At 73.0% G+C, this 26,162-nt stretch carries 21 protein-coding genes; 18 read left to right on the top strand and 3 right to left on the bottom strand.

Translation table 11 applies throughout. The features are described from left to right. The first annotated feature begins 8 nt into the window (after window positions 1-8). From mutM to ffh, 13 genes are all read left to right on the top strand, one after another. The gene (gene mutM / locus GGG17_RS09160; RefSeq protein WP_154593418.1) at window positions 9-887 is read left to right on the top strand and encodes a bifunctional DNA-formamidopyrimidine glycosylase/DNA-(apurinic or apyrimidinic site) lyase; all 879 of its coding nucleotides are present in this window, start codon (window positions 9-11) and stop codon (window positions 885-887) included. A gap of 98 nt (window positions 888-985) precedes the next feature. Next, complete coding sequence (locus GGG17_RS09155) at window positions 986-1,162, top strand: hypothetical protein (RefSeq protein ID WP_230082849.1); 177 nt, start codon at window positions 986-988, stop codon at window positions 1,160-1,162. A 199-nt stretch (window positions 1,163-1,361) separates the two neighbouring features. Beyond that, window positions 1,362-3,095: a PHP domain-containing protein gene (locus tag GGG17_RS09150; protein ID WP_154593417.1), complete on the top strand. Its 1,734-nt coding sequence runs from the start codon at window positions 1,362-1,364 to the stop codon at window positions 3,093-3,095. Beyond that, window positions 3,092-3,802, top strand: coding sequence for a hypothetical protein (locus tag GGG17_RS09145; protein ID WP_154593416.1), 711 nt, complete (start codon window positions 3,092-3,094; stop codon window positions 3,800-3,802). The genes GGG17_RS09150 and GGG17_RS09145 overlap by 4 nt, the downstream gene beginning before the upstream one ends. Window positions 3,803-4,182: 380 nt before the next feature. Further along, on the top strand, window positions 4,183-4,485 hold the full coding sequence (locus tag GGG17_RS09140; protein WP_154593415.1) for an acylphosphatase: 303 nt from the start codon (window positions 4,183-4,185) through the stop codon (window positions 4,483-4,485). A gap of 113 nt (window positions 4,486-4,598) precedes the next feature. Further along, the gene (gene smc, locus GGG17_RS09135) at window positions 4,599-8,270 is read left to right on the top strand and encodes a chromosome segregation protein SMC (protein WP_311966555.1); all 3,672 of its coding nucleotides are present in this window, start codon (window positions 4,599-4,601) and stop codon (window positions 8,268-8,270) included. Between the two features lie 67 nt (window positions 8,271-8,337). Beyond that, window positions 8,338-8,508: a hypothetical protein gene (locus GGG17_RS09130; RefSeq protein WP_154593414.1), complete on the top strand. Its 171-nt coding sequence runs from the start codon at window positions 8,338-8,340 to the stop codon at window positions 8,506-8,508. Between the two features lie 124 nt (window positions 8,509-8,632). Then, a complete protein-coding gene (gene ftsY, locus GGG17_RS09125) occupies window positions 8,633-10,030 on the top strand; it encodes a signal recognition particle-docking protein FtsY (RefSeq protein ID WP_311966554.1) in 1,398 nt (465 codons plus the stop codon). Next, window positions 10,030-10,704, top strand: a complete 675-nt coding sequence (locus GGG17_RS09120; protein WP_311966553.1) for a mismatch-specific DNA-glycosylase — start codon at window positions 10,030-10,032, stop codon at window positions 10,702-10,704. The genes ftsY and GGG17_RS09120 overlap by 1 nt, the downstream gene beginning before the upstream one ends. Before the next feature lie 78 nt (window positions 10,705-10,782). After that, window positions 10,783-12,147, top strand: coding sequence for an ammonium transporter (locus GGG17_RS09115; RefSeq protein WP_154593413.1), 1,365 nt, complete (start codon window positions 10,783-10,785; stop codon window positions 12,145-12,147). Then, a complete protein-coding gene (locus GGG17_RS09110) occupies window positions 12,144-12,482 on the top strand; it encodes a P-II family nitrogen regulator (protein ID WP_154593412.1) in 339 nt (112 codons plus the stop codon). Before GGG17_RS09115 ends, GGG17_RS09110 begins: the two co-directional genes overlap by 4 nt. A gap of 77 nt (window positions 12,483-12,559) precedes the next feature. After that, a complete protein-coding gene (locus GGG17_RS09105) occupies window positions 12,560-14,980 on the top strand; it encodes a [protein-PII] uridylyltransferase (RefSeq protein ID WP_154593411.1) in 2,421 nt (806 codons plus the stop codon). Window positions 14,981-15,072: 92 nt separating this feature from the next. Beyond that, window positions 15,073-16,674: a signal recognition particle protein gene (gene ffh, locus GGG17_RS09100; RefSeq protein WP_311966552.1), complete on the top strand. Its 1,602-nt coding sequence runs from the start codon at window positions 15,073-15,075 to the stop codon at window positions 16,672-16,674. A gap of 36 nt (window positions 16,675-16,710) precedes the next feature. Here ffh and GGG17_RS09095 read toward each other — a convergent pair whose 3' ends face one another. The 3 genes from GGG17_RS09095 to GGG17_RS09085 form a co-directional block, all read right to left on the bottom strand. Further along, window positions 16,711-17,790 carry a glycoside hydrolase family 26 protein gene (locus GGG17_RS09095; protein WP_195849181.1) on the bottom strand — a complete coding sequence of 360 codons (1,080 nt, stop codon included), beginning with the start codon at window positions 17,788-17,790 and terminating at the stop codon, window positions 16,711-16,713. Between the two features lie 61 nt (window positions 17,791-17,851). Beyond that, window positions 17,852-18,049 (bottom strand): hypothetical protein, encoded by a 198-nt coding sequence (locus GGG17_RS09090; protein WP_154593408.1) that lies wholly within the window; start codon window positions 18,047-18,049, stop codon window positions 17,852-17,854. 3 nt (window positions 18,050-18,052) lie between these two features. Then, a complete protein-coding gene (locus tag GGG17_RS09085; RefSeq protein WP_154593407.1) occupies window positions 18,053-19,264 on the bottom strand; it encodes a glycosyltransferase family 2 protein in 1,212 nt (403 codons plus the stop codon). Between the two features lie 257 nt (window positions 19,265-19,521). Between GGG17_RS09085 and GGG17_RS09080 the strand changes: the two genes are divergently transcribed. The 5 genes from GGG17_RS09080 (at window position 19,522) to GGG17_RS09060 (ending at window position 26,011) form a co-directional block, all read left to right on the top strand. After that, window positions 19,522-20,619, top strand: a complete 1,098-nt coding sequence (locus tag GGG17_RS09080) for an amidohydrolase family protein (RefSeq protein WP_154593406.1) — start codon at window positions 19,522-19,524, stop codon at window positions 20,617-20,619. 91 nt (window positions 20,620-20,710) lie between these two features. After that, window positions 20,711-21,904 carry an ROK family transcriptional regulator gene (locus GGG17_RS09075; RefSeq protein ID WP_154593405.1) on the top strand — a complete coding sequence of 398 codons (1,194 nt, stop codon included), beginning with the start codon at window positions 20,711-20,713 and terminating at the stop codon, window positions 21,902-21,904. 114 nt (window positions 21,905-22,018) lie between these two features. Then, entirely contained in the window at window positions 22,019-23,581 is a 1,563-nt protein-coding gene (mmsA, locus tag GGG17_RS09070; RefSeq protein WP_154593404.1) for a multiple monosaccharide ABC transporter ATP-binding protein, read from the top strand. A gap of 15 nt (window positions 23,582-23,596) precedes the next feature. After that, window positions 23,597-24,862: a multiple monosaccharide ABC transporter permease gene (gene mmsB, locus GGG17_RS09065; RefSeq protein ID WP_154593403.1), complete on the top strand. Its 1,266-nt coding sequence runs from the start codon at window positions 23,597-23,599 to the stop codon at window positions 24,860-24,862. Window positions 24,863-24,907: 45 nt separating this feature from the next. Beyond that, entirely contained in the window at window positions 24,908-26,011 is a 1,104-nt protein-coding gene (locus GGG17_RS09060) for a substrate-binding domain-containing protein (protein ID WP_154593402.1), read from the top strand. Window positions 26,012-26,162: the final 151 nt, after the last annotated feature.

Below are 26,162 nucleotides of genomic sequence, written 5' to 3'. Positions count from 1 at the left end.
CGAGCCGTATGCCGGAGCTGCCCGAGGTCGAGGTGGTCCGCCGCGGGCTCGCCGAGCACGTGGTCGGGCGACGCGTCGCCGAGGTCAGCCTGCGTGGCGCTCGGGTCGCCCGCCGGCACGCGCCCGGACCTCGCGACCTGGAGGACCGCCTCCGGGGTCGCCTGGTCCGGGCCGCCGAGCGCCGCGGCAAGTACCTCTGGCTCGTCGTCGAGGACGAGACGGGGCAGGCGGACGCGCTGATCCTGCACCTGGGCATGAGTGGCCAGCTGCTCGTCGAGCCGCCCGACGCGCCCGCCGAGAAGCACCTGCACGCCACGTTCGACCTCGTCGAGACGTCGGGCGAGCCGGCCCCGCAGCTCCGCTTCGTGGACCAACGGACCTTCGGCGGGCTCGCCTGGTCCGAGCTCGTCGCGGGAGGGCGGGCGTTCGGCATACCGGAGTCCATCGCCCACATCGCCCCGGACCCCCTCGAGCCGGCCTATGACCAGGCGGACGTGGTCCGTCGGATGAAGGCCCGGCACGTGGCGGTCAAGCGGGCGCTGCTGGACCAGCGGCTGGTCAGCGGCATCGGCAACATCTACGCCGACGAGGCGCTGTGGCGGGCGCGGGTCAACGGCGTCCGCGACACGGACTCGCTGACCAGGCCGACGCTCGCGCGGGTCCTGGACCACGCCGCCGAGGTGATGCGCGAGGCGCTGGAGCAGGGCGGGACGAGCTTCGACGCCCTGTACGTCAACGTCAACGGGGCGAGCGGCTACTTCGACCGCTCCCTCGCGGTCTACGGCCAGCAGGGTCGTCCGTGCCCACGCTGCGGGACGCCGGTCCGGCGCGAGGCGTTCATGAACCGCTCCAGCCACTACTGCCCCCGCTGCCAGCGGAGACGTTAGCCGAAGCTCTGGTCCAGGTCGGCCCGGTCAACGGGGAACCTCGTCCGCCCCGGCGGACGCCGATCGGTCTCGGCGGCCTCTTTCGCCACAACGTCCGCATGGCGGGCGGGCCAGCTCCCGTGCGGGCCCATATCGACGAGCTGCTGCCGACCATCCTCGACGGGTCCGTCGAGCCGGGCAGGGTCTTCGACGCCGTGACTGACCTCGCCGGTGTGCCCGCCGGCTACCGCGACAGGGATGAGCGGAGGAGCCTCGAGGTGCTCGTCCGCCCCTGATCCGCCGGACATAGGGGCCGTCGTGTCGTCGTGCTGGCCCCGCCTCCTCACCAGACGTTCACGGATCGTTCAGCGGGGACCTGCTGGACGGTTGCCCGGCGGGAGGACGCTGAGGGCGCCCGCCCGGGACGCAGGCCCCCGGACGACCCACCTCGTCGGAGCGACGAGATGGTCCTGACCACGCCGCGAAGGACGCCTCATGGGTCACCACCACGACCACCCCCACGGTCACGCGCACAGCCACAGCCACAGCCACAGACACGACCTCGACCTGCCCGTCGGCCCCGCCGAGGACCTGCGGGTGCCGGACGCCGAGCTCGCCCCGTCCGACCTCGGGCGGCGCAACTTCCTGCGGGCGGCCGGGCTGCTGGGCGCCGGCGTGGCCGCGGCCGGCTTCGTCACCGAGCAGGGGACCGGCACCGCCGCCGCGTCCGAGCAGGAGGCGTGGCACCGCAGCCGCCGGCACGGCAAGGGCCAGCGCTGGCTCGCCGGCGACCACCACATCCACACGCAGTTCTCCTCCGACGGCAAGTACCGCGTGATCGACCACGTCCAGCACGCCAGCGCCTACGGCCTCGACTGGATGGTCATCACCGACCACGGCTCGGACCAGCACGCCAAGATCGGCGTCGACACGGTCAACCCGCTGATCCGGGCGGCCCGCCAGGAGTTCGACGACATGCTCGTCTTCCAGGGCCTGGAGTGGAACATCCCCGCAGCCGAGCACGGCACGGTCTTCGTGCACCCCGGCGCCAACGAGGTCGCGGTGCTCAAGACCTTCGAGAGCTCCTTCGACGGGTCGGTCAAGAAGGCCACCGGCTCCACCCCGGCCAACGAGGCGCTTGCGCTGCAGGGCCTGGCCTACCTCGCGTCGGCCGTCGGGTCCCGCGAGGTCAAGGACGCCCTCATGCTGGCCAACCACCCGGCGCGCAAGGGCATCGACTCGCCCCACGAGATCCGCGGCTGGCGCGACGCGCCCGGACGGATCGCCGTCGGCATGGAGGGCGCCCCCGGTCACCAGGCGGCCGGCCTGCCCAAGCCGCTCGGCCCGGGCAGCGGGCGCGGCTACTACGACAACGCGCCCGGCAAGGACAGCTTCGCGGGCTACCCGCTGGAGAGCTACCGCACCTTCGGCGGGTTCGACTGGATGACCGCCACCGTCGGCGGCCTGTGGGACAGCCTCCTCGCCGAGGGCAAGCCCTGGTGGATCACCGCCAACTCCGACAGCCACAGCGTCTACCTGGACACCGCGGTGCGCGGCGGACCCGACAGCGACTTCGCCAAGCAGGGCTACTACGCCGACCCGGTCAACGGCCCGACGCCGGACACCGGCAGCGGCGACTACTGGCCCGGCTACTACAGCCGCACCCACGTCGGCGCCGACCACCGCGACTACGCCGCGGTGATGCAGGGCCTGCGCGACGGCCGCGTCTGGGTCGACCACGGCCGCCTCGTGCAGGACCTGGACGTGCGGGTCCGCGCCGGCGGCCGCGAGGTCGGCCTCGGTGGGGTGCTCACCGTCAAACGGGGCACCCAGGCCCAGCTGGTCGTGCGCATCCGCAAGCAGTCCCTGCCCAACTGGGCTCAGTTCGTCCCGCAGCTCGCCAAGGTGGACGCCATCGGCGGCACGGTGACCGGCCCGGTCGCCGACCGGGACACCTTCGCCGCGCCGCAGACGCGCGTCCTGCGCAGCTGGGACGTCAGCACCGCCGCCGCCGGTGAGTGGGTCGAGCTCAGCTATGGGCCGGTGACCGTCGGCGACGCCGGCGTCTACGTCCGGCTGCGTGGATCGGACGGCAAGCGCACCGCCCCCGGCCTGCGCGGCGCCGCGGTCGACCCTGCCGGTCCGGCCATCGATGTCGAGGGCAACGCCAACCCGTGGGACGACCTGTGGTTCTACACCAACCCGATCTGGGTGCTCCCGCGCGCGTGAGCGCCCGGACCGACGCGGCCGACGCGCTCGACCCGACCGACGCGCTGACGCGCCCGGTCGAGCCCGACCCCACAACGGTGGCGGCCGGGCTCGACCCCGTCGCCGCGACGATCACGGAGGCCGACCACCTGGCGGAGCACCTCGGCGAGGCGCTGGCCGAGCACGGGCACGTCACCATCGTGTCCACGCACCTGGTGCCGGGGCCCGGCGGTGCGTCGTCGCACCTGGCCCTGTCGATCCGGTGGTGCTCCCCGCCGCCGGGGGAGCGCGACCTGGTGGCGGTCGTCGACCGGCTCTGCGAACGTCTCGTCCCCGAGACCGCCGCGGCAGCCGCGCACGAGATCGGCGCGGCCACGGGCGGATCGCAGCAGCTCCGCCGCGGCTATGCCGACCTCGCGGACAGCGCGGCCGAGGTGGCCCTGCTGGCGCGGGACGGCACGAGCGGCCGCGCCGTCGTCTACCCGGGCCGACAGCGGCTCGTCGGCGAGCTCACGGTCGCCGAGCTGGTCGACCGCTGCGCCATCGACGCCGTGGAGGGCATCGCCGGGACGGTGGTCACCCACGCGACCGTGGTGCGCACCCGGGACTTCGTCCGGCCCGTATGGCGCGACGGCAGGCTCGTGCTGCTCGTCCAGCCGGCCGCCGACGACACCGTCGTCCCCTTCGAGAATCCGGCACCGACACCCTGCTGCGCCGACCACGCGTGAGGGCGGGCGCGACGGCATACGGCCCGGGGGGCCAAGCACGGCTGATGCTCCTGCCGGGGGCGGGATCATCAGCCTGGGGGACGAAGCCCGGTCGATGCCCCTGCCCCCGGCGGGGCTTGAGCCTGGTCACCGGCGGCAGGCCCGGCTGGGGACGCTGCTCGCTGGTCGAGCCGTCCCCGATCGGGGCCCCGAGCCCGGCGCCGGGGCTCGGGGTCGCCGCCGGGCTGGTCGACGTGGCTCCGGGACTCGCCGGATGGGTGCTCGAGGCGGTGTCCGCCGGCTTGGTTGACGTCCTGCAGCACAGCCTCTGCCCAAGATGACGTCCCGGGGCGCCTGCGGTTGGAGGTGCGGCAGGCCGAGCGCGGCGTAGGGTGAGGCGCATGACCGGGAGCACCGTGAGGACGACCTACTTCGTGCGGGGGACGGTGCAGGGCGTGGGATTTCGCTGGTGGACCCGCGCCCAGGCGCTCGAGCTGGGACTGACCGGCCATGCTCGCAACATGAGCGACGGCCGGGTCGAGATCGTCGCCGAGGGGCCGCAGGAGGCCGTGGAGGAGATGGGTCGGCGGCTGTCCCCGACGGCCGCGCCTCCGTCGGGTCGGCGCCGGCCGGGGCACGTGGAGTCCTGCACAGCCGTCCCTGGGGAGCCCCGCGGGCAGGCCTCCGGGTTCGTCGAGAAGTAGCGGCTCGTCATAGGACATCACCGTGCGTGAGCCGGCGGTGAGCCGGCCGGGGGCCGGCCGGCCGCTAGAGTGACGACCTGACCGCGTCCCCGCCGAGGAAGTCGCCGCCGACCGTGTACGTCAAGCAGCTGACGATGAAGGGCTTCAAGTCCTTCGCGTCCGCGACGACCTTCAAGCTCGAGCCCGGGATCACCTGCGTCGTCGGCCCCAACGGGTCCGGCAAGTCCAACGTCGTCGACGCCCTCGCCTGGGTCATGGGCGAGCAGGGCGCCAAGAGCCTGCGCGGCGGCAAGATGGAGGACGTCATCTTTGCCGGCACGGCCGGACGGCCACCGCTGGGACGGGCCGAGGTCGCGCTCACGATCGACAACACCGACGGGGCGCTGCCGATCGACTACACCGAGGTGACGATCCGGCGGACGATGTTCCGCAACGGCGGGTCGGACTACGCCATCAACGGCACGGCCTGCCGCCTGCTCGACATCCAGGAGCTGCTGTCCGACTCCGGCATCGGTCGCGAGATGCACGTCATCGTCGGGCAGGGCCAGCTCGACACCGTGCTGCGGGCCACCCCGGAGGAGCGCCGCGGCTTCGTCGAGGAGGCTGCCGGGGTCCTCAAGCACCGCAAGCGCAAGGAACGCGCGCTGCGCAAGCTCGAGCAGATGGAGGGCAACCTCCGACGCGTCCAGGACCTCACGGGGGAGATCCGGCGGCAGCTGGGACCGCTCGGACGCCAGGCCGAGACGGCCCGTCGCGCCGCCACCATCCAGGCCGACGCGCGCGACGCGCGGCTGCGGCTGCTGGCCGACGATCTCGTGCAGCTGACCAGCACGCTGGAGCAGGAGGTGGCCGACGAGACGGCTCTGCTGGCCCGCCGCGGCGAGGTCGAGGCCTCCCTGCGCGCCGCGCAGGCCGAGCTGGCCACCCTGGAAGCGGCGCTCGCCGAGATCACGCCGCAGGTGGCGCGGGCGCAGGAGCAGTGGTTCGCGCTGTCGTCGTTGCGCGACCGCATCGCCGGCACCGGCAACCTCGCCGCCGAGCGCGCCCGGCTCCTCGCCGAGGACGACGTCCACCCGCCGACCCAGGCCCCCCGGGATCCCGAGGCCCTGCGCGGCGAGGCCGCCCAGGTGCGGGCGCAGGAGCAGGCGCTGGCCGGGGAGGTCGAGCAGGTCAAGGCCCAGCTGGCCGAGACCGTGACGCGTCGCGGAGAGCTGGAGCAGGCCCACCAGGACGAGGTCGAGCGGCTGGCCCGGCTCGCGAGGGCCGCGGCCGACCGGCGCGAGGGGCTCGCGCGGCTCGCGGGCCAGGTGGCGGCACGGCGGTCGCGGATCGAGGCGGCCGAGGCCGAGCTCGGACGACTCGACGAGGTCGTCGCCGCGTCCGGCGAGCGAGCAGCGGCTGCCGACAGGGAGTTCCACGCCCTCGAGATGTCCATCGCCGACCACGAGCAGGGCGAGGAGGACCTCGACGGGACGTACGAGCGGGCGGAGGCCGAGCGCGAGGCCGCGCAGGCCGAGGTCGACCGCCTGCAGGAGGTCGTGCGCGCCGCCGACCGCGACCGGTCGTCCTCCGCGGCCCGCCTCGAGGCCCTGCAGCTCGGGCTGCGGCGCAAGGACGGCGCGGGTGCGCTGCTGGAGGGAGCCGACGGCGTCGGCCCGACCGGCGTGCTCGGTTCCCTGGCCTCGCTGGTGCAGGTGCGCGGCGGCTACGAGGGCAGGGTGGCCGCGGCCCTCGGCTGGGCCTCCGACGCGGTGGCGGTCGCCGGCCGCGCCGACGCGGTCGGCGCCCTGCAGCTTCTGCGTGACGAGGACGCCGGCCAGGCGTCGCTGGTCGTGGCCGGGGCGTCCGAGCCGTCGGGACCGCCGTGGCCGCAGCTGCCCGCCGGGGCCGTCTGGGCCATCGACACGGTCGAGGCCGCCCCCGACGAGGTGCGGCCGGCCCTGGTGCGGCTCCTCGAGCAGGTGGCCCTGGTCGAGGACGTCGCGTCCGTGGAGGCGGTCGTGGCCCTGGGGGCGACGGCGGTCACTCCCGAGGGGGACGTGCACGCACCGGGGTTTGCGCGGGGCGGGTCCGCCTCCGCGCCCAGCCTGCTGGAGGTGCAGGCCGCGGTCGAAGAGGCCCAGGCGGCGGTCGACGCCGCCACGAGGGCGGGGGAGCGGGCGACCTTCGAGCTGCAGGGGGCCGCCCGACAGCTCGAGCAGGCAGGCGCGGCGCTCGACGCGGCGCTGGACCGGCTCAACGACAACGACGCCCAGCTCTCGGCCGTGGCCGAGAAGCTCGGCTCGCTCGCCGCCACCGCCCGCTCGGCCCGGGCCGAGGCCGAGCGCACGGAGCGGCGGCGCACCGAGATCACCGCGGGGCTCGACCGGGACCGGTCCGACCTGGCCGAGCTCGAGCAGCGGCTCGAGGACGCCCAGGCCGAGGACGACCCGGGCGAGAGCGAGCCGTCCACCGAGCAGCGCGACGAGCTCGCCGCCGCCGCGTCGGCCACGCGGCACCAGGAGACCGAGCTGCGCCTCACCCTTCGGACCCGTGAGGAGCGCGTGCGCGGGCTCGGTGGCCGTGCTGCCGGGCTGGAGCGCGCCGCTCAGCAGGAGGAGCTCGCCCGCCAGCAGGCCGCCCAGCGCCTGGCCCGTCGCCGCCGGGAGGCGCAGGTCGCCCGCGCGGTCCGGGCGGGCGCCGAGCAGGCCGTCACCGTCGTGGGCCGGCTGGTCGAGCAGGCCGCCGACCGGCGTGCCCGGGCCGAGGCCGAGCGGGCGACCCGCGAGGCCGGGCTTGTCGACATACGACGCACGGTCACCACGCTGGCCGACGAGCTCCGCGAGCTCACCGACTCCGTCCACAAGGACGAGGTCGCCCGCGCGCAGCAGCGGCTGCGGATCGAGCAGCTGCAGACCCGCGCGCTCGACGAGCTCGGGATCGAGCCGGACGTCCTGGTCGAGGAGTACGGGCCGCACCAGCCCGTGCCCGTCCTGGACCAGCCGGCTGCGGCCGGGCCGATCGGCGACGAGGCGCCCACGCCGGGCGACCGGCACGAGCACCACAGCGTCCCCTACGTCAGGGACGAGCAGGAGAAGCGCCTGCGCAAGGCCGAGCGTGGGCTGGCCGCCCTCGGTCGGGTGAACCCGCTGGCGCTCGAGGAGTTCGCCGCCCTCGAGGAGCGCCACACCTTCTTGACCGAGCAGCTCGACGACCTCAAGCGCTCCAAGCGCGACCTGCTGGACATCGTCAAGGAGGTCGACGACCGGGTCCAGCGCGTCTTCGCGGAGGCCTTCGAGGACACCGCCCGGGAGTTCGTCGGGGTCTTCTCGCGCCTCTTCCCCGGCGGCGAGGGGCGGCTGCTGCTGACCGACCCCGACGACATGCTCACGACCGGCATCGAGGTCGAGGCCCGCCCTCCCGGCAAGAAGATCAAGCGGCTCTCGCTGCTGTCCGGCGGCGAGCGCTCCCTGGTCGCCGTGGCCCTGCTCGTCGCGATCTTCAAGGCCAGGCCGAGCCCGTTCTACATCATGGACGAGGTCGAGGCGGCGCTGGACGACGCCAACCTCGGTCGGCTCATCGGACTGTTCGAGGAGCTGCGGGACTCCAGCCAGCTGATCGTCATCACGCACCAGAAGCGGACGATGGAGGTCGCCGATGCCTTGTATGGCGTGACCATGCGCGGCGACGGCGTCACGACGGTGGTGTCCCAGCGGATCCGCGACCTGGACGACGATGCCGGCTCTGCTGACAGTGCTGGCGCCGACGACTCCGGTGGGGATGCTCACTCGGATGGCGCAGCCTGATCACAGTCCGGACGCGATGCAGCGATTCCTGGACGGGCGCCCAGGTGGGCACGCCACACTGGGTGCCATGGTCGTCGTCATCCTTGGCATGCTCCTCGCCCTCGCCCTCGCCCTCGTCGTGGTGGCGCTCGTCGCCATCCCCGCCGCCCGGGAGGGCGACACCCTGCTGACCGCCGAGGGGCAGGAGCGTGTCGCCGACACGATGACCGCAGCCCGGGACAAGGTCACCAGCCGCTGATCGGCGCACGACCCGCCGCCCGGGTCGCCAGGACTCCCTCGCGCACCACCTGCTGCCCGCCCGGCGTCACGTCGGACGGGCGGCGCGTTGTGTCGCGGGCGCCGACCTTTGCGAGGATGGCGGCGTGGACACCCTCCAGGACTACCTGCTCCTCATCGTCGGCATCCTCGTCGTGGCCGTCGTCGCGGTCGTCGGCCTCGTGCGCGGCCGCGGTGGCCGGACCAGGCACGCACCCCCGCCCCCGTCGACCCGGCCCGAGTCCCGCCGGGACGCCCCCGCCCCGACCTGGGGGGACGTCCTCGAGCCCAAGGCCCCCCGTCGCGACGCCGGCGAGCCCGACGCCGCTGGCGATTCCGGCGCCACGACCGACCCCGCGAGGTCCGGGGGCGCCACCAGCGCGTCGGCGACGGATGCCGGCCTCGTCGACGAGGCCAGGGCGGCCTCGACGGCCTCGACCTCCTCGACGGTCGGCGCGCCCGCGCCGGACCGGGACCCCGAGGGGCTGACCTCCCGCACCTCCACGCTTCACCCCGGGGACCGCGACGGCGGGTCCGCCGCAGCCGCGTCCACGGCACCCGCGCCCTCCACCGAGCGCCCCGAGTCGGCCCGCGGCCGGATGCACAAGCTGCGCTCCCGCCTCGCCCGGTCCAACACGGCCTTCGGTCGCGCCTTGCTGACGCTGCTGTCGAGCGGCCGGCTCGACGAGGAGGCGTGGGAGGAGGTCGAGGACACCCTGCTGGCCTCCGACCTCGGCGTCCAGGCCACCTCCGAGCTCGTCGAGACGCTGCGCACGCACGTGCGGGTCGACGGCACCACGGACGAGGCCGAGGCCCGGGAGTGGCTTCGCGAGGACCTGCTGACCCTGGTCGATCCCACGATGGACCGCCGCATCGCCTCCACGCGGCGCGGTGATCGCCCCGCCGTGATCATGGTCGTCGGCGTCAACGGCACCGGCAAGACCACGACGGTCGGCAAGCTCGCCCGCGTGCTCGTCGCCGAGGACCGCGACGTGATCCTGGGCGCCGCCGACACCTTCCGCGCCGCCGCGGCGGACCAGCTCGAGACCTGGGGCGAGCGCGTCGGCGTGCCCACCGTGCGCTCCCACCGCGACGGCGCCGACCCGGCATCCGTGGCCTTCGACGCCGTCAAGGCCGGCATCGAGCAGGAGGTCGACGTCGTCATCCTCGACACCGCCGGTCGCCTGCACAACAAGGTCGGCCTGATGGACGAGCTCGGCAAGATCAAGCGGGTGGTGGAAAAGACCTCCGAGGTCGACGAGGTCATCCTCGTCCTCGACGCCACCACCGGGCAGAACGGCCTCAAGCAGGCCGAGGCCTTCGCCAAGGAGGTCGACATCACCGGCATCGCCCTGACCAAGCTCGACGGCACCGCCAAGGGTGGCATCGTCGTCGCCATCCAGCGCGCCCTCGGCGTCCCGGTCAAGCTGGTCGGCCTGGGCGAGGGCCCGGACGACCTCGCGCCGTTCGACGCGGTGGCCTTCGTCGATGCGATCGTCGAGTAGTGGTCTCGCAGCACCCGAGCGGGAGCCCGTCGCCTCAAGAGGCGGCGGGCTCCTCGGCATACGTCGTCGGTCGTCGCCCCACGGCCGCGGAGCTCGAGCTGGCCCGGGGGCGGGCCATCGCCGACCTGCTGCCGGACCCCCTGCGCCTCCTGGTCGTCGGCATCAACCCGTCCCTGTGGTCGGGGGCCGTGGACGCGCACTACGCCCGGCCGGGCAACCGGTTCTGGCCGGCGCTGCACCGGGCCGGGTTGGTCCCGCGGGTCATCGACCCGAGCGCGGGGCTGGCGGCCCACGACCGGGTCGCCCTGTGCGACAGGGGGATCGGTATGACGAACCTGGTCGCCCGGGCCACGGCGCGCGCCGACGAGGTGAGCCCGGACGAGCTGCGTGCCGGCCTCGAGCGGCTCGCGACGCTGGTGGGGGAGCGGGGTCCTGCGGTCGTGGCGTTCGCCGGGATCTCGACCTACCGCATCGCCTTCGGGGTCCGGCAGGTCGAGCGCGGACGACAGCCGCAGCGCTGGCGCGGGGCGATCGTGCACGTCGTCCCCAACCCCAGCGGGCTCAACGCCCACGACACGGTGGACTCGATCGGGCTGGCGCTGCGGGCGGCCGGGGCGGACGCGGGCCTGGTGCCGCCGATGGGCGGGCACTGGGGCGGCGAAACCCGAGGTTAACCGGGGAGTCGTCGGGTTAACGTCGCGGAAACACGCTGGCGACGCGTCACGAAACGCGGCCCCACCAGGGTGGAGCCCATGGACGCGATCAACACCGGCGACACCGCCTGGGTCCTCGTCAGCGCCGCGTTGGTGCTGCTCATGACCCCCGGTCTCGCCTTCTTCTACGGCGGCATGGTGCGCTCCAAGAGCGTGCTCAACATGATGATGATGAGCTTCGCGGCGATGGGGATCGTCGGCGTGCTCTGGATCCTGGTCGGCTACTCGATGGCCTTCGGCGACAGCATCGGCGGGGTGCTCGGCAACCCCCTCGAGTTCGCCGGGCTCAACCACATGCTCAACCCCGACTCGGTCGTCGGCACCGTGCCCTCGACGGTCTTCGCCGGCTTCCAGGCGGCGTTCGCGATCATCGCGGTCGCGCTGATCTCCGGCGCCATCGCGGACCGCGCACGGTTCGGCGCCTGGTGCGCCTTCGCGGCCGTGTGGTCGCTGCTCGTCTACTTCCCGGCCGCGCACTGGGTGTTCTCCTTCGACGGCGTCGTCTCCGAGCGCGGCGGCTGGATCGCCAACACGGTCAAGGCGATCGACTTCGCGGGGGGCACGGCGATCCACATCAACGCCGGCGCGGCGGCCCTCGCCCTGGCGCTGGTCCTCGGCAGGCGTCGCGGCTTCGGCAAGGACCCGATGCGGCCGCACAACCTGACGCTGGTCATGCTCGGCGTGGGCCTGCTGTGGTTCGGCTGGTTCGGCTTCAACGCGGGCTCCGCCCTCGGCGCCGGCCCCCTCGCCGGCATCGCCTGGATCAACACCCTCGGCGCCACCGCCGCCGGCATGTGCGGCTGGCTGCTCACCGAGCGGCTGCGTGACGGTCACGCGACCTCCCTCGGTGCGGCCTCGGGCGTCGTCGCGGGCCTGGTGGCCATCACCCCCGCGTGCTCCACCGTCAGCCCGGTCGGCGGGATCGTCATCGGCCTCGTGGCCGGCATCGTTTGCGCCTACGCGGTCGGGCTGAAGTTCCGTCTCGGCTTCGACGACTCGCTCGACGTCGTCGGCGTCCACCTCGTCGGCGGGCTCGTCGGCACCCTCGCGGTCGGCTTCCTCGCCACCGACGCGGCGCCGGTCAACACCGTCAACGGCCTCTTCTACGGCGGCGGGGTCGACCAGCTGTGGCGCCAGGCCGTCGGCGCGGTCGCGGTGATGCTCTACTCCTTCGTGGTCAGCTGGGTCATCGCCAAGGTCATCGATGTCACGATGGGCTTCCGGGCCAGCGACGAGGACGAGCTGCAGGGCGTCGACCAGACGCAGCACGCCGAGACGGGCTACGACCTGACCCCCATCGCCATCGGTCGTCGCCCCGGCACGGCCGCCCCGCTCGCCGACGCCATCGGTGCCAGCTCGCACTGGGGCCAGGGCACCCGCACCACGGAGGACGTGAACTCATGAAGCTGATCACCGCCATCATCAAGCCCCACATGCTCGACCCGGTCAAGGAGGCCCTGGAGGCCTTCGGGCTGGCCGGGATGACGGTCAGCGAGGCCTCGGGCTACGGCCGGCAGCGCGGCCACAGCGAGGTCTACCGCGGTGCCGAGTACACCGTGGACTTCGTCCCCAAGCTGCGCCTGGAGCTGCTGGTCGACGACCGCGACGCCCAGGACGTCATGGACCTGGTCGTGCGGCAGGCGTCCACCGGACGCATCGGCGACGGCAAGGTCTGGTCCGTGCCGGTCGAGGACGTCGTCCGGGTCCGCACCGGCGAGCGCGGGGTCGACGCGCTGTGACCTCGCCCGTCGGTCCGGGGCGCGGGGAGACCGGTGTGGCACCAGCGCCAGCACCAGCAGGAGCAGATGGAGCAGGTATGACGACCGCCACCGCGTCCACCGCCGCTGCCGGCCCGGCTGCCCCCGCCACCCTGCGCGACCGACGCCTGAGCCTGGCCGGCACCCGCGAGCACTCCGCTCGCGGGGCCGGCCGGGCCCGTCGGGAGGCCGTGACGGCGCTCACCGACGTGACCCTGCGACGGCTGTGGGCCGAGGCGACGTCCGGTCGTCTGCTGCCCGGCGTCGCCCTCGCCGCGACGGGCAGCCTCGCGCGCGGCGACGGGGGACCCCTGTCGGACCTCGACCTGGTCCTGCTCCACGAGGGGCGTGTCCCGCAGGGGGAGCTCGCCGCCCTCGCCGACCGCCTCTGGTATCCCCTCTGGGACAGCGGGCTCGGCCTCGACCACTCCGTGCGGTCGCTGGCGCAGTGCCGCAGGGCCGCGACCGACGACCTCACCGCGGCGGTGGGCCTGCTCGACCTGCGCCTGCTCGCCGGGGACGAGGAGATCGTCACCGCGGTGCGAGCGGCCCTCGCCCACGACTGGCGCGCCAACGCCCGCACGCGGCTGCCGGAGCTCGTCGAGTCCGCCCGGGCGAGGCACGCGCGGTTCGGCGACCTGGCGCAGAGCCTGGACCCCGACCTCAAGGAGGCCAGGGGCGGGCTGCGGGACATGACGATCCTGCGCGCCCTCGCGGTGGCCTGGCTCGCGGAGCGGCCACGCGGGGAGGTGCTCGCGGCCTACGACCGGCTCCTCGACGTCCGCGATGCCCTGCACGTGGTCACCGGCCGCGGGCGGACGCGGCTCAACCTGGCGGACCAGGATGCCGTGGCGGCGCTGACCTCCGAGCCCGACAGCGACACGATGCTCGCCGGCGTGACCACCGCCGCTCGAGCCGTCGCGCACGACCTCGACGCCGCGCTGCGCAGCGCCGGGCAGGCGCAACGGGCCCGGACCCTCCGGGTGCGCACGCGCCGCCCCGTCCTGACCCCCCTCGGCCATGGCCTGCACGCCCACGACGGAGAGGTCGTCCTCGGGCCGCGGGTCGACCCCGCGCGGGACGCCCTCCTGCCCCTGCGGGCTGCGGTCGCGTCGGCAAGAGCCGGTATGCCGCTGGCCCCCGCCACCGCGGCCAACCTCGCGAGCCGCTGCCCCGACCTGCCGGTGCCGTGGCCCCAGGACGCCCGTGACCTGCTCGGCGACCTGCTCGCGGCCGGCCCCGGGCTCGTCGCCACCTGGGAGGACCTCGACCAGGCCGGGTTGGTCAGCCGCTGGCTCCCCGAGTGGGACGACGTGCGGAGCCGCCCGCAGCGCAACGGGATCCACCGTCACACCGTCGACCGCCACTGCGTCGAGACCGCTGTCGAGGCGTCCCGGTTCGCCCGCGAGGTGGCCCGCCCCGACCTGCTGGGTGTGGCCGCCCTCCTGCACGACCTCGGCAAGGTGGCCGGGGCCGGGGACCACAGCGAGGAGGGCGCGACCCGGGCGCGCCCGGTGCTCGAGCGGTGGGGCTACCCGCCGGACGAGGTCGACACCGTGGTGGCGCTGGTGCGCCACCACCTGACCCTCATCGAGCTGGCCACCCGGCGCAACCCGGACGACCCGGCTACCGTCACGGCCGCCGTCGAGGCGGTCGCCGGCGATCCCGAGCGCCTCGCCCTGCTGCGGGCCCTCACCGAGGCCGACGCCCGGGCGGCGGGGGAGCAGGCCTGGTCCGGCTGGCGGGAGTCGCTGCTCGCCCGGCTCGTCGCCGGCACCCGCGCACGCCTCGACGGCACCTCGGCGCCCACCCCCGACATCGCCGAGTCGGACCCGGCCCAGGTCGTGGTCCCCTCGGCCGCCGCCGCGGAGGTCGAGGCCGGCCGACCTTGGGTGGGCGTCGAGCGCGAGGGGTCGGTGGACCGGGTCAGCGTGGTCTGCCCGGACCGCCCAGGCCTGTTCGCCGACCTGGCCGGGCTCCTCGCCGTGCACGGCCTCGAGGTCCGCAGCGCCGCCATCCGCACCGTCGGCGCACTGGCGGTCGACGACTGGCACGTCGTGTCGCCCTCGCAGGACCCGGTCGACGTCGCCGTCCTCCGACGCGCGCTCACGCGGCTGGCCGCCGGGGACCGCGCCCCGCTCGCGGCGCTGGACCGGCGCACGCATCGCCGCGCCCTCACCGCCAGCTCCCGCGCCGCCTCGGCCGCGCCCGGCCAGACCCGCGTGCTCGTCGTGCCGGCCGGCGGCACGGACGCCACGGTGCTCGAGGTCCGGGCCGGCGACGCCTTCGGCCTGCTGCACGACCTGGGGCGGGCCCTGACCGCCGTGGGGGTCTCGGTGCGCAGCGCCCACGTGGCGACCTACGCCGGGCAGACGCTCGACACCTTCTACCTCACCGACGCCGCCGGCGAGCCCCTGTCGCCGGGCCTCGTGGGGCGGACGGTCTCCGCCCTCATCGACGCCTGCGACGGCGGCTCGTGAGGGGCCCCGGGCGGGCGGCATACGGCCCGGGGCCGAGGTTCGGCCGCCGTCGCCTGGTCGGCAGCCGACCCGTCACCCGTTAGCCTTGTCTGGTGTTCACGAGCCTTTCCGACCGCCTGACAGACACCTTCCGCCACCTGCGCAGCAAGGGCCGGATCACGGAGTCCGACGTCAACTCGACGATCCGCGACATCCGGGTCGCCCTGCTCGACGCCGACGTGGCGCTGCCCGTGGTGCGGCACTTCACCGGGGCGGTGCGGGAGCGGGCGCTCGGGGCCGAGGTGCACGAGGCCCTCAACCCCGCCCAGCAGGTCGTCAAGATCGTCAACGACGAGCTCGTCACCATCCTGGGCGGCGAGACCCGGCGCATCGCCTTCGCCAAGCAGCCGCCGACCGTGATCATGCTCGCCGGCCTGCAGGGCTCCGGCAAGACGACGCTGGCGGGCAAGCTCGCCTACTGGCTCAAGGACCAGGGGCACACCCCGATGCTGGTCGCCGCCGACCTCCAGCGTCCCAACGCGGTGACCCAGCTCCAGGTCGTGGGGGAGCGCGCCGGCGTGCCGGTCTACGCGCCCGAGCGCGGCAACGTCTCCGGCTACGACGCGGCGATCGAGAGCCGCTCGGGCACGCAGGGCTTCGGCGACCCCATCGCGGTCGCGCGCCAGGGCGTCGAGGAGGCCCGTCGCCAGCAGCGCGACGTCGTGATCGTCGACACCGCCGGTCGCCTGGCGATCGACGAGGCCCTCATGCGGCAGGCCTCCGACATCCGGACCGCGATCGACCCCGACGAGGTGCTCTTCGTCATCGACGCCATGATCGGCCAGGCCGCGGTGGAGACCGCCGACGCCTTCCAGCGCGGGGTGGACTTCACCGGCGTCGTGCTCACCAAGCTCGACGGCGACGCCCGCGGCGGCGCGGCCCTCTCGGTCGCCCAGACCACCGGGCGACCGATCATGTTCGCCTCGACGGGTGAGGGCGTCAAGGAGTTCGAGGTCTTTCACCCCGACCGCATGGCGAGCCGCATCCTCGACATGGGCGACGTCCTCACCCTGATCGAGCAGGCCGAGCGGGCGTTCGACCGCCGCCAGGCCGACGAGATGGCCCGCAAGTTCATGGCGGAGGAGGACTTCACCTTCGACGACTTCCTCCAGCAGATGGCCGCCATCAAGAAGATGGGCAACCTCAAGTCCATGCTCGGCATGATGCCGGGGATGAACCAGATGCGGGACGCCATCAACGCCCTCGACGAGCGGGAGTTCGACCGGGTCGAGGCGATGGTCCGCTCGATGACGCCGTTCGAGCGCACGCACCCCAAGCAGATCAACGGCTCCCGGCGCGCCCGCATCGCCCGCGGCTCCGGAGTGCAGGTGTCCGAGGTCAACGCCCTGCTGGAGCGCTTCACCGAGGCGCAGAAGATGATGCGTCAGATGCGTCGCGGCGGCGGCATGCCGGGCATGCCCGGGCTGCCCGGCGGCAGCAAGAAGGGCAAGCAGGCCCCCCAGCGCAAGAAGGGGAAGTCGGGCAACCCGGCCAAGCGCGCGGAGCAGGAGCGCGCGGCGGCGGACAAGGCCAAGGCGGCCAAGGGGAACGCGTTCGGGTCCGCGTTCGGTGCGGACGGCGCAGGCGGGGCGGACGGCGCCGGGTTCGACGCCTCCCAGCTGCCCAAGGGCTTCGACTCGTTCCTCGGCCGCTGACGCCCGCCGCCCGGCCTCAGGGCTGGCCGCCCGGCCTCAGGGCTGGCGCGGCTTGAGGATCGGGGTCGCTACCGCCGAGCGCAGCCCCGCGGTGGCGCCGGACGAGCTCGTGACGCGCCAGTTGCGCTCCTTGTCCACGTCAAAGATCACCACGGCCTGCACGTTGCGGTAGCCCGTGCGCATCCGCGCGAAGGCGTCCAGCCACCAGGCGGCTTTGCTCTGGCCACGCGGGGCGCTGACGGCGACGCTGGACACCCCCGCCGAGGCGGGGTCGGCGGACGAGATCTCGCAGATCCAGACCGGCTTGCGCGGTGCCAGCGCCACGAGCCGCTGGTACTGCACCGCATAGACGTCGTCGAAACTGCGCCACCCGAGGTTGCGGGCCCGGGTCGTGCCCCAGTTGTAGCCGTCGAGCCCGAGGATGTCGACGACGTCGTTGCCGGGATAGATCGTGCGGACGTCCGTGGTCCCGGCATACGTGTCGGTGGTGGGGTTGAAGGCCCAGCGGACGTTGGTGGCCCGCTCCTGACGAAAGATCGTGACCGCGCGGCGCCAGGCGGCCTTGAACTGGGCCGGGGTGCCGCCGCGGCTCTTGGCCGCGCCGGTGGTGGGCTGGTGGGCGACCCAGTCAGCGTTCATCTCGGCCCACGGCCGCAGCACCACGGGGCGCCCGTAGGCCCGCAGGGTGCGGGCCTTGGCGCGGAGCACGGCGTCGCCCCGGCCGCTGGACCAGTACGCGAAGCTGCCGTAGTCCTCGAGGGACCAGGCGACGAGCAGGGTGCGGGTCGCACCCATGGCCCGGTCGCTCGGGTAGGGCCAGTAGGGGTCGTCCCCGCGTCCGCGAAAGACGGAAGCGATGGCCATCGGTCGTCCGACGGCCGAGGCCGTGCGGTCGAGCACGCGGGGGTCACGGTCCATCCCCTGGCTGTAGGCGCCGAAGGCCAGCGGGATGGTCGAGGTGACGGCCGTCGGCTGCGCCGCGGAGGTGGCCGCGGAGGCCTGGGGCTCCGGGGTGCCGGGCAGCAGTGCGGGTGCGCTCACGACGGCTCCCGTCGCCAGGGCGACGGCGGCGAGGAGGGCGCGGCGGGGGGCGGCAGGGTGACGGACGGTGACCATGCACATATGCTACGCACAGTCACCATCCATCACGCTCCGTATGTCATGTGTCCCGTCTCGATCAGGCGGACTGGTCGAGCATCGCCGCACGGGCCCGGGCAGCCCTGCCGCGGTAGACCGGGGCCATGCGCTTGACGGCCGACGCGGCCGCCACGAGCGCGAAGGCTCCCATGGCGAGGTAGAGGCTCTCGAAGCCCGCGTAGGTCAGACCTCCGCCGACACCGGCGGCGAAGACGGGGGTGGCTGGGTTGTTGTACATGGGTCACCATGTCCTTTCGGTTCGTGCGATGGCATCTGCATAGGCCTTGGCGTGGGTCGCCTGGAGGAAGAAGTCGAACGGCAGCTCGTACATCGTGGCGGACAGCAGCTGTTGGCGAAGTCCCTTGTCGCGCACCGTGACGAAGCGCTCGACGCAGAAGATCGCGGTGATCCCCAGCCAGATCGGCTGAAGCATGAAGTGCCCGAGCGCGAGCGTCAGGGCGACGTCGGCGAGGTACAGGGCGGTGATGACGACGCCGAGCATCGTCAGGAGCTGACGACCCCAGTAGGGGCGCGTCACGCGCGTCACGCCGTACTGCACGCAGTTCTCGACCGCGCCGCGCTTCCACCTCAGGCGCTGCTGCCACAGCTCGCGCCAGGTGGACATGGCCTCGGTCGTCAGCAGGCAGTTCGGGGGCGCCAGCAGCTCGTAGCCGAGGTGCATTATCGCGAAGGACAGCTCGTTGTCCTCGGTCAGGACGCGGGGGTCGTAGATGCCGCCGCGGCCGTCGCCCTGCGGCAGCCGCCCCTCGAGGCGCGCCCTGCTCAGGTCCTGCAGCATCGTGGCGCGGAACATCGCGGCGGTGCCCGTGACGACCAGGCACTTGCCGTCGAGGCGGCGCACGTCCCGGGCGTAGCGAGCGTACTCGTTGTCCTGGAGGTGCTGCAGGAACCGGGAGTTGGCGTTCCACGCGACGCGGCTCCACCGCTCCGCGAGCGGCTCGCTGCGTCGGGTGCGCTCGTGCTGAACGGCCGGCTGCGCCCGGAAGGTCCCCCCGACGGCCCCGAGGTGGTCGTGCCGGGTGAGGAAGCCCGCGGCGTTCTCGAGGAAGTGCGGGTCGAGGGCCGAGTCGGCGTCCTGGACGAAGACGAGGTCGCCCTCGCCGAGGGTCGGCAGGAGGGTGTCGAGGACCTGGTTGAGGGCGCCGGCCTTCTTGTCCGTGTTGCCGACGGTCTCCACGACCGTGACTCCCATCGCGCGGGCGATCTGCACGGTCGCGTCCGAGCAGTTGTCGGCGATGACCGTCACGGTGTGGGGCTGGTAGGTCTGGTCCTGCAGGGCCAGGAGGGTCGTCCTGATCCCGGCCTCCTCGTCGTGGGCGGGGATCAGCACGTGGACACGACCGAGGCGGGGCTCGCCCACCGTCGCCTGGGCGCGCTGCGCGCCGGCGGGGGCGTCGACCTCGGAGCTCCAGGGGGCGAGGGTGGGGGACATGATGACCGCTTCTCACGTGGGGGCTGGGCCCCACCTGGGTGGCGGGGCCTCATCAGGTTCCAGTGGCGAGGACAGCGGGGTTGGGGCATCGTGTCGGGCTCTACCGGCTCGGGCGGCAACTACTTCGGAGGGTCGAAGCGTGCAGTCTCTGCGTAATCTGACCAGCGACTTCGCCGGTACGCCCGGTGAGGTCAGTACTGTGTTCAGGTGGCTGGGCCGCGATGCTCCAGGCGGCCGTGCCCGGTAGGGTCGCCCGCATGAGCATTGCACCGCTGCACCTCACCGGCCCGGTCCTGGTCGGCCCCGACGACGTGCGTGACGAGCTGTGGGTGGTGGACGGCCGGGTGACCTTCGTCCGGCCGACGGCGCAGTGCCAGACGGTCCGGGGCTGGGTGCTCCCCGGGCTGGTCGACGCGCACTGCCACGTCGGTCTGGGCCAGCACGGGCCGGTCGACGCCGAGACCGCCGAGCGGCAGATCACCGCGGATCGCGCGGCCGGCACGCTGCTGATCCGCGACGCCGGGTCGCCCGCGGACACCCACTGGATCGACGACCGTGAGGACCTGCCCGTGGTGGTCCGCGCCGGCCGGCACATCGCCCGCACCCGGCGGTACATCCGCAACTACGCCGACGAGGTCGAGCCGGACGGTCTCGTGGCCGCGGTCCGCACCCAGGCGCGACGCGGGGACGGCTGGGTCAAGCTCGTGGGGGACTGGATCGACCGCGCGACCGGTGACCTGGCACCCTGCTGGCCGCAGGAGGCGGTGACGGCCGCGATCGCCGTCGCGCACGAGGAGGGCGCCCGGGTCACCGCGCACTGCTTCGGGGAGGAGGTGCTGCCCCAGCTCGCCGCCGCCGGCATCGACTGCGTGGAGCACGCCACCGGCCTGCGCGGCGCCGTCGTGGACGACTTCGCTCGTCAGGGCATCGCCATCGTGCCGACCCTGGTCAACATCGCCACCTTCCCACAGATCGCCGAGCCGGCCCGGGCGAAGTTCCCCGACTACCACCGCCACATGCTCGACCTGTACGCCCGGCGCCACGACACCGTCCGCGAGGCGTGGGAGGCCGGCGTCCCGATCTACGTCGGCACCGACGGCGGCGGCTCGCTGCCCCACGGCCTCGTGGGGTCCGAGGCGCGCGAGCTGCGCCAGGCCGGTATGCCGGCCACCGCCGTCCTGGACGCGATCACCTGGGGCGCGCGCCGCTGGCTCGGACGTCCCGGCCTGGAGGAGGGCGCCCAGGCCGACCTGTGCGTGTATGCCGCGGACCCGCGCGTGGACCTGGACATCCTGTCGTTCCCGTCCGTCGTGGTGCTGCGAGGCGCCGTCGTCGCGGGTGGGGGACCCGCCTGATCCTGGATGACGCCGCCACGCGAGACGTAACGCGGGTCACACCTTGCTTTCATATCTTGACGGCATACGGTCTGACAGGGACAGTGGGCGCATGGTCGTCGAGGACGCCTCCCGTCGGGCTGCCCGCCGCGGGTCCGGGTCACCCAGCGCGCTGCGGCGCGCCAACACCGAGCGTCTCGTGGCCGTCCTGCGCTACCGCGGCCCCAGCACCCAGGCCAGCCTGGCCCGCGCCACCGGGCTGTCCCCGGCCACCGTGTCCAACCTGGTCCGGATGCTCGCCGAGGACGGCCAGGTCGTCACCGGCACCACCACCGCCAACGGTCGCCGCGCGGTCGAGGTCTCGTTGGCCGAGCAGCACCGCTCCGTGGCCGCCGGCATCGACGTGGGGCGCCGGCACGTGCGGCTGCTCCTCGTCGCCGAGGACGGCGAGGTGCTGGCCGAGAGCTTCGAGGGGTTGCCGGTCGGGCACTCGCTGCAGGCCTGCTTCGCGCTGGTGGAGGAGCTGCTCGACCGCGCCCTAGCCGAGGTCAGCCTGGAGCGCGCCGACCTGGTGGGCGCGGGGGTCGGCATCCCCGGGCCCATCGACGCGCGGACCGGGCTGGTCGGCCATGCCGCCCTGCTGCCCGAGTGGGTCGGCCTCCACGTGCGGCAGGCCCTGGAGGACCACCTGCAGCTGCCCGTCACCGTGGACAACGACGCCAACCTCGGGGCGCTCGCCGAGGCGCGCTGGGGGGCGCACGCCGGCGTCCCCGACCTGGCGTACGTCAAGGTGGCGAGCGGCATCGGGGCGGGGCTGATCCTCGGCGGCCAGCTCCACCGCGGCCACATCGGCATCACCGGCGAGATCGGTCACCTGCAGGTCTCGTCCTTCGGCCAGGTGTGCCGGTGCGGCAACCGTGGCTGCCTGGAGACCGTCGCGGCCGTGCCGACGCTGCTCGCCGGGCTCGAGGCGTCGGTGGGGCGCACCCCGCGCACCTCCGAGCTGCTGCAGCTGGTCCAGAGCGGGGACCTCGCCGCGCTGCGCGTGCTGGAGGACGCCGGGCTCGTTCTCGGTCAGGTCCTGGGTGGCCTGTGCAACCTGCTCAACCCTGCCGTCATCGTGCTCGGCGGGCCGTTGATGCCGGTGGGGGACCTGCTCCTCGCGGCGGTGCGCCGCGGCCTGGAGCGGGCCACGACCCCCGTGGTGGCCGCGGCCACCACGGTGACGCTGGAGTCGTTCGGAGCCCGGGCCGAGGCGCTCGGTGCCGCTGCCGTGGCGCATGCCGCCGAGCGGGTGAGGCGTTAGTCACGATCGCGCAACTCGCCGCGTTCCGGAGTTGACGGGAGCAGGTCGCGGCGACTTCACTTCTTAAACGAGTGATGGTGTCGATGCCATCAGGTCGCGAGGAAGGGACCCCCAATGGCGAGCACGGCGACGACGCCGTACCTGCTGGAGATGGTGGACATCACCAAGCAGTTCCCGGGCGTGAAGGCGCTCGACCAGGTCAACCTGCGCGTGCGCACCGGCGAGGTCCACGCGATCTGCGGCGAGAACGGTGCCGGCAAGTCGACCCTGATGAAGGTGCTGTCCGGGGTCTACCCGCACGGGAGCTACAGCGGGAGCATCCTGCTGGACGGCCGCGAGGTGGAGTTCAAGGACATCCGCGCCAGCGAGCACGCCGGCATCGTGATCATCCACCAGGAGCTCGCGCTGATCCCCGAGCTGTCGATCGCGGAGAACATCTTCCTCGGCAACGAGGCCTCCCGCGGTGGTGTCATCGACTGGGTCGGCACCAACCGCCGTGCGCGGGACCTGCTCGACATGGTCGGGCTGCGCGACGACCCCGAGACGCCCATCAAGAACGTCGGCGTCGGCAAGCAGCAGCTCGTCGAGATCGCCAAGGCGCTCAACAAGGACGTGCGGCTGCTCATCCTGGACGAGCCCACCGCCGCCCTCAACGAGGAGGACTCCCAGCACCTGCTGGACCTGCTGCGCGGCCTGCGCGAGCGCGGCATCACCTGCATCATGATCAGCCACAAGCTCGGCGAGATCGCCGCCATCGCCGACTCGATCACGATCATCCGCGACGGCCGCTCCATCGAGACCCTCGACGTCGCCGCGGGCGGGGTCGACGAGGACCGGATCATCCGCGGCATGGTCGGGCGCCCGCTGGACTCACGCTTCCCGGACTACACGCCCCAGATCGGGGAGACCCTCCTGGAGGTGCGCGACTGGACCGTCGAGCACCCGCAGATCCCCGGCCGCCTGGTCTGCAAGGGGTCGAGCTTCACCGTGCGCGCCGGGGAGATCGTCGGCTTCGCGGGCCTGATGGGAGCCGGTCGCACCGAGCTGATGCGCTCGTTGTTCGGCCACTCCTACGGTCAGTTCCTCGGCGGCGAGGCCTTGCTGCGCGGGCGCCGGCTCAGGCTGAGCTCGGTGCCGACCGCCATCAAGGAGGGTCTCGGCTACGTGACCGAGGACCGCAAGGTGCTCGGCCTCAACCTGCTCGACGACATCAAGGCCACCACCGTGTCCGCCAAGCTGGGCAAGATCTCGCCCAACGGCGTCGTGGACCGGCACAAGGAGTTCGACTTCGCCGAGCGCTACCGCACGTCGCTGCGCACCAAGACCCCGTCGGTCAACGAGGGCGTCAGCAAGCTCTCCGGCGGCAACCAGCAGAAGGTCGTCCTCGCCAAGTGGTTGTTCACCGACCCCGAGGTGCTGATCCTCGACGAGCCCACCCGCGGCATCGACGTCGGCGCCAAGTATGAGATCTACGGCATCATCCAGCAGCTCGCCCTGCAGGGGAAAGGCGTCATCGTGGTCTCCTCCGAGCTGCCCGAGCTCCTCGGCCTGTCCGACCGCATCTACACCATCTGCGAGGGCGCCATCACCGGCTGCCTCGACAAGTCCGAGGCCACCCAGGAGCAGCTGATGCGCCTGATGACCCTCACCTCGTCCACCCACGTGCCCACCGCCTGACCCGAAAGACGCCCGATGAACAAGCTCAAGCAGGTCTTCGGCGGTGACATCCGCCAGTTCGGCATGATCATGGCCCTCGTGGCCCTGATCGCCTTCTTCACGGTCCAGACGGACGGTCTGACCCTCAAGCCCGACAACGTCATCAACATCCTCCAGGGCAACGCCTACGTCCTCGTCCTCGCCATCGGGATGGTGCTCGTCATCATCGCCGGGCACATCGACCTGTCCGTCGGGTCGGTCGCCGCGGCCGTCGGGATCATGGTCGCCATCGCCATGCGCGACTGGCACCTCGCCTGGCCGCTCGCCATCCTCCTCGGCCTGGCGCTGGGCGCGCTCATCGGCGCCTGGCAGGGTTTCTGGGTCGCGTATGTCGGCATCCCCGCCTTCATCGTGACGCTCGCCGGCATGCTGATCTTTCGCGGGGTCAACCAGTTCATCGGCAAGTCCCTGACCGTGCCGGTGCCCGAGGGCTTCCAGAAGATCGGCTCTGGATACCTTCCCGAGGTCGGACCCGCGACCGGCTACAACAACCTCACCGTGGTGCTCGGCCTCGTCGCCTGCCTCGCGATCGTGGTCGGCGCGCTGCGCAACCGCGCCAACCAGAAGCGGATCGGCCTCCCGCTCGAGGACGGCGTCGTCCTCGGCCTCCGGCTCGGCCTGATCTGCGCGGCCATCCTCGGGGTCACGCTCCTCATGGCCTCGGGCCCCACCGGCACCTCCTTCCCGATCTCCGGGCTGATCCTCGCGGCGCTGGTGCTGATCTACGGCTTCGTGTCGAGCCGCACCGTCATCGGCCGGCACGTCTACGCGGTGGGCGGCAACAAGCACGCCGCCGAGCTGTCCGGCGTCAAGGCCAAGAAGGTCAACTTCCTGGTCATGATGAACATGTCGATCCTCGCCGCCCTCGCCGGCATGATGTTCGTCGCGCGCTCGACCGCCTCGGGCCCCTTCGACGGCGTGGGCTGGGAGCTTGACGCCATCGCCGCCGTCTTCATCGGTGGCGCTGCGGTCTCCGGCGGCGTCGGCACCGTGGTCGGCTCGATCATCGGTGGCCTGGTCATGGCGGTTCTCAACAACGGCCTGCAGCTCATGGGCGTGGGCGCCGACGCCCAGTCCATGATCAAGGGTCTGGTGCTGCTGCTGGCAGTGGCCTTCGACGTCTTCAACAAGATGCAGGGGCGGCCGTCCATCATCGGCCACCTCACCCGCAAGGCCGGCCCGCGCACCCCAGCCACGGCCTCGCCTGCCGACGCCTCGGCCGCCACCCGGCCCGAGGCCTGAGCCCCACCCACCTCACCACACCAGAACGAACGACAAGGAAGTCACATGCGCAAGCTCACCACCACCGTGGTGGCCGCCTCCGCGGTCGCCCTCGCCCTGTCCGCCTGCGGCCGCGCCGAGCAGACCACCACCTCGACCCAGAGCAGCGGCGGCAGCGCGGCGGCCAAGGGCTTCGACCAGGGCGCCCTGATCGGCGTCTCGCTGCCCCAGAAGACCTCCGAGAACTGGGTCCTCGCCGAGAACCTCTTCAAGACCGATCTCGCGGGTGCGGGCTACAAGGCCGACGTGCAGTTCGCCAACAACGGCGTCTCCGAGCAGCAGAACCAGATCCAGTCGATGGTCACCAAGGGCGCCAAGCTCATCGTCGTCGGCGCCATCGACGGCTCCCAGCTGGGCACCCAGCTCAAGGCGGCCAAGGACTCCGGCGCGACCGTCGTGGCCTACGACCGGCTCCTGACCAACACCCCCAACGTCGACTACTACGTCGCTTTCGACAACTTCAAGGTCGGCGTGCTGCAGGGCAACGCGCTGCTCGAGGGTCTCAAGGCCAAGAAGCCGAGCGGCCCCTACAACATCGAGCTCTTCGCGGGCTCGCCGGACGACGCGAACGCCAAGGTCTTCTTCGACGGGGCGATGAGCGTCCTCGAGCCCAAGATCAAGGACGGCACCCTCAAGGTCGTGTCCGGTCAGACCTCCTTCAACCAGGCCGTGACCCAGGGCTGGAAGGCCGAGAACGCCCAGAAGCGCATGGACACCCTGATCGCCGGGTCCTACGGCTCCGCGCAGCTGGACGGCGTCCTGTCGCCCAACGACACCCTGGCCCGCGCCATCCTCACGTCGGCGAAGCAGGCCGGCAAGCCGACCCCGGTCGTCACCGGGCAGGACTCCGAGGTCGAGTCGGTCAAGTCGATCATGGCGGGGGAGCAGTACTCCACCATCAACAAGGACACCCGCAAGCTCGTCGCGGCGGCCATCGACATGACCAAGCAGATCCAGAAGGGCGAGAAGGTCACCGTCAACGACGAGAAGTCCTACAACAACGGCGTCAAGGTCGTCCCGGCCAACCTGCTCGAGCCGGTCATCGTGACCAAGGCCAACGCCAAGGAGGCCTACGCCAACGACCCGACCCTGTCGGCCCTGGTCAAGTGACCCCGAGGCCCGTATGACGGCGGGCCGCCGTCATCCGGGCCGAGGGTCCGACCCGGGAGCAGGGCGCCCCGCGGCCGAGTCGGTCGCGGGGCGCCCTGCTGCCGTCGTGGGGCCGGTCGATCGCCGAGACCGGAGGGACCGCAGAGGCCGC

It is taken from the genome of Arsenicicoccus cauae, from assembly GCF_009707125.1.
Classification (GTDB): Bacteria; Actinomycetota; Actinomycetes; order Actinomycetales; family Dermatophilaceae; genus Arsenicicoccus; species Arsenicicoccus cauae.
This window is presented reverse-complemented; position numbering and strand designations above follow the sequence as displayed.